The organism is Marinobacter salicampi, from assembly GCF_011074795.1.
In the GTDB taxonomy this organism is placed as follows: Bacteria; Pseudomonadota; Gammaproteobacteria; order Pseudomonadales; family Oleiphilaceae; genus Marinobacter; species Marinobacter salicampi.
Window position 1 is genome coordinate 100,374 of record NZ_JAAMPF010000023.1, and the last position, 10,511, is coordinate 110,884.

At 56.0% G+C, this 10,511-nt stretch carries 8 protein-coding genes and 1 tRNA gene; 3 read left to right on the forward strand and 6 right to left on the reverse strand.

What is annotated here, in order from left to right; all coding sequences use genetic code 11:
* Window positions 1-5 precede the first annotated feature (5 nt).
* The 3 genes from G7W63_RS14170 to G7W63_RS14180 all read left to right on the forward strand — a co-directional run bounded on the left by G7W63_RS14170 (window position 6) and on the right by G7W63_RS14180 (window position 3,232).
* Complete coding sequence (locus tag G7W63_RS14170; RefSeq protein ID WP_166259409.1) at window positions 6-941, forward strand: ketopantoate reductase family protein; 936 nt, start codon at window positions 6-8, stop codon at window positions 939-941.
* Between the two features lie 48 nt (window positions 942-989).
* A complete protein-coding gene (locus G7W63_RS14175; RefSeq protein ID WP_166259412.1) occupies window positions 990-2,765 on the forward strand; it encodes a protein adenylyltransferase SelO in 1,776 nt (591 codons plus the stop codon).
* Window positions 2,766-2,974: 209 nt separating this feature from the next.
* Complete coding sequence (locus G7W63_RS14180; RefSeq protein ID WP_166259415.1) at window positions 2,975-3,232, forward strand: HP1242/YdcH family protein; 258 nt, start codon at window positions 2,975-2,977, stop codon at window positions 3,230-3,232.
* A gap of 81 nt (window positions 3,233-3,313) precedes the next feature.
* On the opposite strand, the gene G7W63_RS14185 is transcribed toward G7W63_RS14180, so the two are convergent.
* The 6 genes from G7W63_RS14185 to G7W63_RS14210 all read right to left on the reverse strand — a co-directional run bounded on the left by G7W63_RS14185 (window position 3,314) and on the right by G7W63_RS14210 (window position 10,333).
* The gene (locus tag G7W63_RS14185) at window positions 3,314-4,411 is read right to left on the reverse strand and encodes a flavin monoamine oxidase family protein (protein ID WP_166259418.1); all 1,098 of its coding nucleotides are present in this window, start codon (window positions 4,409-4,411) and stop codon (window positions 3,314-3,316) included.
* A 184-nt stretch (window positions 4,412-4,595) separates the two neighbouring features.
* Complete coding sequence (locus G7W63_RS14190) at window positions 4,596-5,903, reverse strand: protein NO VEIN domain-containing protein (RefSeq protein WP_242634429.1); 1,308 nt, start codon at window positions 5,901-5,903, stop codon at window positions 4,596-4,598.
* Window positions 5,900-6,295, reverse strand: a complete 396-nt coding sequence (locus tag G7W63_RS14195; protein ID WP_166259424.1) for an HIT family protein — start codon at window positions 6,293-6,295, stop codon at window positions 5,900-5,902. Before G7W63_RS14195 ends, G7W63_RS14190 begins: the two co-directional genes overlap by 4 nt.
* Window positions 6,285-8,930 (reverse strand): AAA family ATPase, encoded by a 2,646-nt coding sequence (locus G7W63_RS14200; protein WP_166259427.1) that lies wholly within the window; start codon window positions 8,928-8,930, stop codon window positions 6,285-6,287. The genes G7W63_RS14195 and G7W63_RS14200 overlap by 11 nt, the downstream gene beginning before the upstream one ends.
* Window positions 8,927-10,060 carry a metallophosphoesterase family protein gene (locus tag G7W63_RS14205; protein WP_166259430.1) on the reverse strand — a complete coding sequence of 378 codons (1,134 nt, stop codon included), beginning with the start codon at window positions 10,058-10,060 and terminating at the stop codon, window positions 8,927-8,929. Before G7W63_RS14205 ends, G7W63_RS14200 begins: the two co-directional genes overlap by 4 nt.
* Before the next feature lie 199 nt (window positions 10,061-10,259).
* Window positions 10,260-10,333, reverse strand: a tRNA-Cys gene (locus G7W63_RS14210).
* Window positions 10,334-10,511: the final 178 nt, after the last annotated feature.

Here is a 10,511-nt window from a genome sequence, read left to right on the forward strand (position 1 = left end):
CTGACATGAGTAACAAGCCCAACATACTGATCGTCGGTGCCGGAGCCATTGGCAGTTTTTACGGCGCCATCCTTAAAAAAGCCGGATGCAGCGTCAGCACTGTACTACGCTCCGAATATGACGCGGTGAACGCCAACGGCATAACCATCTCCAGCCCTCTGGGCGACCTCTCCTACCGACCGGACCACGTTTACCGTGAAGACGACACGCCGATAACAGAACCGGACTACCTGATCCTGTGTGTGAAGGTATTGCCGGGCGTGGACCGGGCCGCCCTGGTCAAACCCTGGATAGGCAGCAACACCCGCCTGGTACTGATCGAAAATGGCCTGGACATCGAACGGGAGCTGGCCGACGCCTACCCGGACAACCCCGTGATCAGCTGCCTGGCCTTCATCGCAGCAAGCCGCACCGCACCGGGCGTGGTGGAGCACAAGGCCTATGGCAAGCTGGTCATGGGCCGCTACCCCAAAGGCATCGACGACAACTGCCGGGAACTGTCACAGCTGTTCATTGACGGTGGTATCAAGATCGACCTGACCGAGCAGGTGGTGGGCGAACGCTGGCGCAAATGCCTGTGGAACACCCCATTCAACCCCCTGTCGGTTATCGCCAACGGCGCCGACACGAAAACCATTCTGGATACAGAAGGTGGTGAGGATCTGATTCGTGCGATGATTCGCGAAGTCATGGATGTGGCCGCAGCCGAAGGTTACCCAATGGACGACAAGGTGATCGAACAGAACATCGAAGGCACTCGCAAGATGCCACCCTACAAGAACAGCATGGCGCTGGATTACCTCAATGGCCGGCCGATCGAACGGGAGGCCGTGCTGGGCAATGTGGTGGCAATCGCAACACGTCATGGCATTCAGGTACCGCATCTGAACACCGTGCTGGTGACGCTGAAAATGCGGGCGGCACTGGAAGGCCGGGACTGACCGGAACACGAGGTAAATGCCATTCCATCCGTGCCACGAGAAATTCTTATGAAAAATCGACTGCCCCAGGAATCTGCCTCTATCGCTATGACTCTCGAAGACTTTGCACAGATGGCAGACTACTCGCTGATGGATCAACTGAACTGCGACCCCGACGCGAACCCAAACGGAGCTGAGCACGCCCCGCGCCAGGTTTTTACAGGCCACTATGTCCCCGTCAGCCCTACGCCGTTAGAAGCGCCCGATTACGTTGCCCACAGCCAGGACCTGTTTCAAGAACTCGGCCTCGCCGACAGCATGGCGCAGTCGGCCGACTTCGTCCGAGTGTTCTCTGGCGACCTTTCATCCGTCCCGGAACCCATGCGCAAAGTCGGCTGGGCCTGTGGTTACGCCCTTTCCATTTATGGCACCGAATATACCCAGCAGTGCCCGTTCCAAACCGGCAACGGATACGGTGACGGCAGGGCAATTTCCGTGTTTGAAGCCGTGATAAACGGTCGTCGCTGGGAAATGCAGCTCAAAGGTGCCGGCCGGACGCCCTACTGCCGCGGCGCCGACGGCCGGGCGGTTCTGCGCTCAAGTGTGCGGGAATTCCTGGCGCAGGAACATATGCATGCGCTCGGGGTGCCGACATCCCGGTCTCTGAGCCTGTACGTTTCAAAAACCGAGAAAGTTATGCGTCCGTGGTACTCGGAGGGGTCGCGTTCGATGGATCCAGACCGGATGGTCTCAGAGCCGGTTGCCATCTCGACGCGGGTTGCCCCATCGTTCATTCGGGTAGGCCAACTCGAACTCTTCGCTCGTCGCGCCCGGGAAAAGGCACACCCCCAGGCCAGGGAAGAACTAGAAAAGATTGTCTTGCACCTGATTGATCGGGAATACGCTGACGTCATCGACCATAAACTGGACACCGCAAATAAAGGGGTGGCGCTTGCACGGGAGTTCCGCAGCCGACTCACTTCGCTGGTGGCTAACTGGATACGCGTCGGCTACTGCCAGGGCAATTTCAACAGTGATAACTGCGCGGCCGGTGGCTTCACGCTCGACTACGGACCCTTCGGTTTCTGCGAAGTTTTTGACCCCCAGTACCAACCCTGGACCGGCGGTGGGCGTCACTTCTCGTTCCTGAACCAGCCGGTGGCGGCGGAGCGCAACTTCCAGATGTTCTGCTCGGCTTTACAGCCGTTGCTGACCGGGCATCAGGACTGCCTGTGGCAGCTCGACGAAATTCGAAGCGATTTTTCAAAGGTGATGCAGGCACAGATGGAAGCGATGTGGGCTGCCAAACTTGGGCTTGATACATTTGATGCGGACTTGTTCAGCGAGCTTGAAACGCTGATGGTGCAGACGCCGGTGGACTACACCGTTTTTTTCCGCGAGCTTTCAACCGTGCCTGGCGACATTGGACCACTCACAAAAAGCTTTTATAAAGCAATGGGTAGTACAGTGACGTTAAGGTCACCGATCCAGGAACCAGACTGCCAAAGGCTGGAAAAGCGCTGGTCAGCGTGGCTCGCTAAATGGCAAAGGCTCACCGGCATCGATAGTCTCAACGACGCAGACCCTGCGGCTTCCCGCTCTCGCGAGGAGCTTTCCCGGCGGATGAAACTCGTTAACCCAAAATACAGCATGCGGGAATGGTTCGTTGTACCCGCATATCGGCAAGCGTCCAAGGGCAACTACGCTCCTCTCCGGGAATTGCAGCAAGTCCTGAGGCAGCCATACGCCGAACAATCGAAAGCAATCGAGGAAAAATACTACAGCTTAAAGCCATCGAGGTTATTCGATGTCGGTGGATTGTCCCATTACAGCTGTTCGTCGTGACTGAACACATGGACGCCGATCAGCCTGGACGCGTCCGGACCATACTTACTCAAATGCATATACGTCCATGGCCAGAACTCAACACTCATAGCTGCCATGAGCGAAAATGCCTACGCCTGCGCGGCTTGTCACTGGTCATCACCTTGCCGTATTGTTTGCCGTTGACAGCGCAAATATAAACACACCCCACAATCAAAGAGATTGTCTTTATGTCACTGGAAAAGCACGATCTGATTCATGAATTCCCAAAATCAAAAGAAGCTATTCATCACCTGAAAACCACCAACAATCATTTCGCGAAATTGTTTGAAGAGTACCATGAGCAGGATCATGCAGTTCACCATTTCGAAGGTGGTGCAGAGAACACCTCTGACGAGCATCTGGAGGATCTCAAGAAACAGCGCCTCAATCTGAAAGACCAGCTTTCTGGCATGATTCGAGAGTACGAATCCGCGCCTGAAAAATAGAAGTAACCCGGCAACTATTCCCCGGGCTCGGGCGGAAGCTCTGAGCTCGCGCCGGGGCTCTGCCCCTTTCCGCGAACATTCCTAAAAAGAATCTAAACCGCGATTTACCGCATCAATAGCGCCGGCCAGATACCCCGTAAACTCACGTGACCACTCACTGCCAATTCCGGTTACTCGGTTAGCACATGCCCCTGAGCTCGGCGACAAGGCAGGCATAGGGTGATCGCCAGAGGATCTTTGATCCTTGTCGGTGGCGGTGTAAATCTCTTTAGCCCAGTCCTTGATAAATTCTGCCTCTGGATTCTCCGCCTGCGAACCAAACAGTCGCACGAATTGTGTGCGGCAAGCAGTAATAAGCTCTTCCTCAGAAACACGACTGCGCACGTCAGCAGGCACACCCAGGAAACCAAACAAGGCCGCCTTCCCGCCCGGAGTAGAGGCATCATGGATCTCAACCATTGGCCCAACTGCACTTCGAGCCTCCCCGGATAACCCTTGCTCTCGCCAAAAAGGCTGGTCGAACACGGCAATATATTTTGCGTGAGGGGCCATCCAGGTATCTGTCTCTCGCCATTGTCTTGCAAGCTCGTTCGGCAAGGCGGGCGAAAACGTAAGCTGAGACTCAACTAATCGGGGCGGCATGGCCAACAACACATGTTCTGCAAAGTGGCTAAAGGTCTCTCCTCTCGCATTTTCGCTCACTAACTCGACATGAGGTTCTGACATGCGCAGGTGGCGGACTGCCTGGCCTCTCACTACACGCGCTGAATCAATCTGCCGGTATAACGCATCAATGAGCGAATACATGCCACCGGCGATTCGCATAGATGGCGGAGAATTGACGTACCCACGTGTTCTCTCAGGCGGCTGATTCGATGAACGCTCCAGAAGCATGTCGCCGGTTTCAAATTGCTGGAAGGTCTCTAGTTCGAGTTCATCTACCAGTCGCGCCATATCGGTCTGGAATGCGGGCCAGAACCAGGAGGGCCCCAGATCGAAGCCCCCAACGCCTGACACATCCGGTTTACCATCAGAGTGGATCGTAGAAGCAATCCGCCCACCAAGAATCTCCCGGGCCTCGAGAATGACGTAGTCTTTGATGCCCTTCTTCTCAAGTGAATAAGCGGCGTATAAACCCGCCAGGCCGGCGCCAACAATGGCGATGCGAGCGTTTTGCATTAATGAACTTCCCGTGATGGTCGTTTTGCCTGGATGATAAACCGCCTTAACCCTCATTTAAGCAAAGGGTTAACCAGCTGAGAGCAGCCTAGTGGGAGCTATCACTGCAAAATATTTATTGGGATCAGCGCATGGCTAATAGAGTTTTCTATCTTCTAACAAGGCGACCAAAAAATGTCTCGCATTAAAACCGAGCTCTGTAATTTTGCGGCAACAAATGCACATGTTGCTCAATCGCCCCCGGCAAGATGAAGAATTTCGGAGCAGTGGTAAATTCGTAAACCCGATACAAGCGGAAAGCGTCTGAGTAGTCGTTAGAAAACGCCCGCTCGTTCTCGCTAATGAAAAATGGAAGATACTTCCCTGAGTTCGTCGCCTTAACTTCCAGGAAGCGCTCTTGATCGCCAGCCGCATCAAACGATCGAATATCGAAACCCAATCCATCGCCACGGTCCTTACTCGACCACTCAACCTCTGCTGCCAAATCAGACCGGCCTTGAGCAGTAAGCCTCTGCCGTTCCATGCGAAGGACGAATTCCTCGGCGCGCTCCCCCAACTGACGATTGCTCCGCTCACGCTCTGAGAAATTGATACGTTTCGCCAAGTAGCTGGGTCTGCCCTCGGCCACATGAGGAATACGCTCTGGCGGTTCCGGATCGAACACCGAATCCCAACCAAGATCATAATATTCCGGCTCATCGGCGATCTTATCAGCAACGAGATTTACGTCATCAACGACCTGCTGGTGCCCAGCAAGATATGACAGAACCACCTGTTTGAGCTGTTGCTGATAGTTGAAAGCGGGTTTGTAGCCGGGGATGTATGGGAGCCCCAGCTCCAATAACACAGCACTGACGTTCTGGTGTTTGTATTCGATGGAACCTTCAGAGCGATTATTCAAACGCGGCTGCAATGCCCTGCGGTGGGCTGATTTGCTGAAGGACGCACCGGCGAGCTGCTTCTCGAGCATAGTCACGTAATCATTCACTAGAAACTCACACTCCAACCAATCCCACTTGCCGTCGCCAGGTTGAAGAATTTCATGAATCGACTTCTCGTCAAGACTGACCAAGAGCGCAGACCTCCGGAGCTCGCGCGCAAACTGATTACCCAGTAATTCGAAAAGCTCATCGTCCAAAAACGCGTAATCAATGTGGGCGTTGATGACGCCCGGCGATGTCGCAGTTGTTAGTTGCTTATAAATCTCTTGCTGGCCCGGTCTGACTTTGTGGTGCCAAAAGCCTTCACTCTGAAGGTGGAAGAAGGGTAAATGCGGATTATTGTGATCGGAGTGGGATTTGAGTGCCTGGAAACGCTCGGTGAAATGGTTTTTTAGGGGTTCATCAAAATAAAACCGGTTGTTCGTAATTTGCCCCGACTCTATGAGATCCATGACCGCCTGCAGCATGGCCACTTTATGAGGGCTTTTTTTACCACCACGACGATTCAAACGGAGCGTCGAGAATCGCTTTTCGTAATCAAGCAAACTCATCGGCCACTCCAGTAATCCGCTTTCTCGGGGATGACCCATCGCACGCCGCCACGAGGATCTTGCTGGTCGCCCACATACCTGGGAATCAGGTGACAATGCATGTGCAGAACTGTCTGACCGGCTGCCGCTCCACAGTTCATACCGATATTGTAGCCATCCGGCTGGTAACGCTCTTCAAGCCATTGCTTGCCTTGTTCGACCAGCTCCAGGATGGCTTGTTGTTCAGCAGCACTTAGGTCAAACCATTCGGCGGCATGACGATTGGGCACGATCAACAAATGGCCTTGCGAAACTGGAAAACCATCCAAGCGGATATGGGCCAAAGCATTGGATGGCATGGGACCATGTTCTGCCTCCTCATTGACGGCGCAAAATGGGCAGTCATGTTCCATTACGGATTCCCTTCGATGCCTGAATATCCACAGGCGCCACCCCAAGGTCCTGCCACTTCTCCGGATGACAGGTAAACAGCAGTATCTGATGCCGACTGGCCGCATCGAACAGGATGCGTTTCATGTCTTCCAGGCGGTCGCTGTCACTGTGCACCAGGGTGTCATCCAGGATGACCAGGGTCGGCCTTCCGGCTTCCCGCAACAAATCGGCATAAGCCAGACGGCTGATCAGGCCCATCTGTTCACGGGCGCCAAAGCTCAGTTCGGTTATCAGCCCAAGCTCGTTGCCCCGGCTGAAGGTGCCGGGGCGTAGCTGTTCGTCCACTTCCAGCGAAGCTTCCGGAAACAGCACTGAAAGGTAGTGGTTCAGGTGTTTCTGCAGGGGCGCCTGCAGTCGACGCGTCAGGGTCTGGCGCTTTTCGGTGAGCAGGTTCAGTAGCAGATCCAGCGCCTGGGCGCGGCGGTGCAACTCCTGATAGCGGCGGTTGCACTGGTCGTACTCCGCCTCTTTCTCGTTGAGCTGTTCTTCCAGCCCTTCTGCGCCCCAGGCTTCCAGCCTGACTTTGATATCGCGGAGTTCGCGGCCCCGGTTCTCCTGGGTCTGACGCAGCTGATTGACCGCATTCTGGTAGCGTTCGATATCCTGCCGGAGGAACTCTGGGCGGGCATCGCGAATTTCCCGTTCGCGGCGCTCGAGGCTGGCTTCCAGTTCGGCCTGCTGTTTTTCGATGTTCGCCAGGTCGGTGGTTATCTGGCGGAGTTGCTGTTGCCGTTCCGGGCTCTTCGCTTCATCCGCCAGCCGTTGCCATTCAGTTTTGGCGTTGTCCCGGGCCTGTTTCAGGGCAGAGAGCCTGGCCTGATGCGCGCGCTCGTCGGATTCGGCCTTGTCCAATGCGGTGCCAGCCCGGGTGAAGGCCGCCTCCGCTTCTTCCAGGACCGGCACATTCTCTTGCGGATTTGGTTTGGGAGTGGCTTCCAATTGTGTTCTGGCTTTCTCCAGCTCGCCTTCTGCCTCTTTCTGGTCGGAGGCAAGTTGCTCAAGGCCTGCCGGTGCCAGAGATTTAAACAGCTCGTCCGCATGCTTGACGGCTCGTGCAGCACTTTCAAAGGCGGAAAGACGATCCTCCGCCTGTTCCACCGATTCCAGGCCAAGGGTCTTCAGCTGTTCTTCCAGATTTTCCTCTAGGGTCTTGAGCTTCCTGCGGGTGCTGGCCAGCTCTTCCCCGCCTGGCGTTATGCCCAGGGTGCCAACACCCGGAATCACCAGGGTCGACTCTTCCAGAAGCTGCTGCTCACCTTGTCCGGTATGCGATTCATTGTTCAGCGTTAGTGATGCGCCAGCATCAAGCTGCCAGCTCAATCGGGTGGCGATGGTCCGTGAGCGAATGGTCTCTTCGTTCAGCTGGTTCCCGGTTGCTCGCAGTTTCTTGACCAACTCTGAATCAATGCGATTTTCCCTGGACTGCTGCCTGGCTTGCTCCAACTTCTGGTGGTATTCCTTTGCTTTGGCAAGGTTCTGGGTCAGCACCTGTTTTTGCTGTTCAAGCCGGCGGGTATCCTGCTCCAGCCGCTCCCGGGTTTGCTGCAAACCCGCGAGTTTCCGCTGCTTTTCCGCTTGCTCATAGGCGGTTCTGGCTTCGGTTAAACGGCCTGTGGCTGCCGGCGTTTGTGCTTGTGTCAGGTCGAGGTCGCGCTCGGCGCGATCCAGTTCTTCCTTTCGGCCTTCAAGTTGACGACTGAGCCCTTCCAAGTGTTCTTTGTTCTGCTGCAACAGGCGGTGGTTTTGCTGTAGTTGACTGAGCGTGGCTTTCTCCTGGTTTTGTTGCTGCTCCAGGCGCTGAACCTGCTGGTAACGCGCCCGGGCCGCCTCCAGCTGGCGCTGGGCGTCTTCCCAGGGGCGCTCGCCCTCGGCCTGATTGTAGTCGTGGGCCAGTTTGCCAAGCCGGTCGACCTGCTCCTGGTATTTATGCACCCGCTCCTTCAGCTCTTCAATTTCAAGGTCATATTGAGCGCGGTCTTTTTCCAACTTCAGGTAATCGCCCCGGGGCTTGCCGGTTCCCGTCAGCAGGGTGTCCCGCTGGCTGCGAACCGTCTCGATCAGGTCGTCGCCTCCGGAACTGGCGACCTCTCCAACCATGGAATTCAGGGCGGACTTCAGGTGATCCCCGGCATGCTCTATGGCCTGTTCAATGTCCTGCCCGGTGCCCTGCTCGACCCAGAGCAGCCCGGGTATGCCCCAGTGTCTGGCTTTGCTGATGCCTTTTTGCGGGTACTGGTAGCCCAGCAACTCGGCCAGTTTTTCTTCTGCATCGTCTTCGCTGTAGGTTTCGGTGCCGACGGTCAGGTCGCAGCGTTTGCGCTGCAGGAAGCTCTTGGTGAGGTGCCAGTTCCTGTTGTCGTGCTCGAAATCCAGCTCAATGGTTGGCGCCGCGGCGGAGTCGCCCCACGGACGCAGGTCGTCAACGGCCGTTGAACGGTAGCGCTCGAAAAACGCGGCACGGATGGCACGTACCAGCGTGCTTTTACCGGACTCATTGGGACCGTGGATCAGGTTGAGGCCGGGTTGCAGGTTATCCAGAACAAACGGTTTGCGGAACTGGCGTAGCTGCTCAATGCGCATTCGCTGCAATTTCATTGGCTGGCCTCCTGTTCCCGCTCTCTGAGCAACCCGGCCAGAATCGCCAGCGCATCCCGGGCGGTGTCATCTTCTGCGATTTCCTGCCCTTGTCCTTGACGTAGCCGCAGACTCTCAATCACCTCGCCCACATAACCATCGGCTTTCAGGGTCGCAATATCCTCATCGGTGGGGGAAAGCTGTAAGCCGCTGCGCTCGCAGCGCAGGCTGCGAAATCTGGCTTCAGCGACCGATAAAGCCCTCATCAGTGTTTCCTCGCCGGCCAGGGTTACTGAGCCTTCAAGTCGCAGGTCGACTACGGCAGAGTCGGGCAAAGCGTTCAGACGCTCCAGCAATTGCTCAAGATCGGAGTGAACCGCCAGGGTTGCCCGCCATTGGTGCCATTGGTAGCGTCCCGTTGGTAATTGGCTGACCTTGGGCGTGGCGCCGGGTTCGGACACCTCAACAATCAGCGCATTGCCCGCCTCGTTATTACGGAACCGTTCCGGCTCGGGGGTGCCACAGTACCAGGTGCGTTCATTGATCTGCTTGGTGCCGTGCCAGTCGCCCAGGGCAAGATAGTCTAGCCTGCTTGCTTCCGCCCGGTTCGGCGCTATGGGGTTAGTGGAATCAATCTCATCCGGCAACAGGCCCTGGACACTGCCGTGGGCCAGGCCAACTCTGAGAAAACCTTCCGGCGACTGGTAGCAGCTGAATGGCTCGGTCAAATCACCATAGGTATGGCGCTGAGTCAGCGGAGCGCAGAGTATGCTGAGGTTCTGAGGTTCCAGATCGATGACGCCGGGCTGAAGCGCGAGGTGTACGTTCTCAGGCACAGCACCCAGGCGCTGGGCTCGCGTCCAGACGCTCTCTGCCAGAGCGGCGTCGTGATTGCCTGGCAGCATGACCCAGGGGCCGGCAAAACCCTGTGTGGCGTTAAACACTCTGCGAATGGTGCGGTCAGAGACCGTTTGTGCATCAAAGACGTCACCAGCCACCAATACCGCATCGCACTGATGTTTATTGGCCAGCCTTGCAAGCGTCTCAACGGCCTCGAACCGTGCCTCGACCAATGCCGCACCGTCCTCCGTTTCGAAACGGGTAAATGCCCGGCCCATTTGCCAATCTGCTGTGTGCAAAAACTTTGGCATGTCAGGTTCCTGAGGGATCTGGGAAATTCGCGCTATTCTAGACTACCCGCGGTATCTTTACAGATGCTGGACGACAACCAGGGACACTGAAATCTCAGGAAAACAGCTCAGGCTCGGTTCAGACGCCGATGGATGCAGGCAAGCGACAGGCTGGCTTGATGAAACAAGTACCTGGGCAAACCATAAAACTGGGGAATAATGGAGGCGCGGGTCGGAATCGAACCGGCGTTAACGGAGTTGCAGTCCGCTGCATGACCACTCTGCCACCGCGCCAGGGAAAGAAAGTCCGGGGAACTAGCAGGACTTTTTGAAGCGTCTCCTGAATTTGAAATCGCGGAGATTTACTGACTGTGTACTACTCATTCTGAAGCTGCAACTTATTCAGAATTGGAGCGGGAAACGAGATTCGAACTCGCGACCCCAACCTTGGCAAGGTTGTGCTCTACCACTG

Bases quoted from the DNA above. Each gene is read 5' to 3' on its own strand.
- G7W63_RS14170 (WP_166259409.1), top strand. From the start codon at position 6: ATGAGTAACAAGCCCAACATACTGATCGTCGGTGCCGGAGCCATTGGC.
- G7W63_RS14200 (WP_166259427.1), bottom strand. From the start codon at position 8,930: ATGAAATTGCAGCGAATGCGCATTGAGCAGCTACGCCAGTTCCGCAAA.
- G7W63_RS14180 (WP_166259415.1), top strand. From the start codon at position 2,975: ATGTCACTGGAAAAGCACGATCTGATTCATGAATTCCCAAAATCAAAA.
- G7W63_RS14185 (WP_166259418.1), bottom strand. From the start codon at position 4,411: ATGCAAAACGCTCGCATCGCCATTGTTGGCGCCGGCCTGGCGGGTTTA.
- G7W63_RS14175 (WP_166259412.1), top strand. From the start codon at position 990: ATGAAAAATCGACTGCCCCAGGAATCTGCCTCTATCGCTATGACTCTC.
- G7W63_RS14195 (WP_166259424.1), bottom strand. From the start codon at position 6,295: ATGGAACATGACTGCCCATTTTGCGCCGTCAATGAGGAGGCAGAACAT.
- G7W63_RS14205 (WP_166259430.1), bottom strand. From the start codon at position 10,060: ATGCCAAAGTTTTTGCACACAGCAGATTGGCAAATGGGCCGGGCATTT.
- G7W63_RS14190 (WP_242634429.1), bottom strand. From the start codon at position 5,903: ATGAGTTTGCTTGATTACGAAAAGCGATTCTCGACGCTCCGTTTGAAT.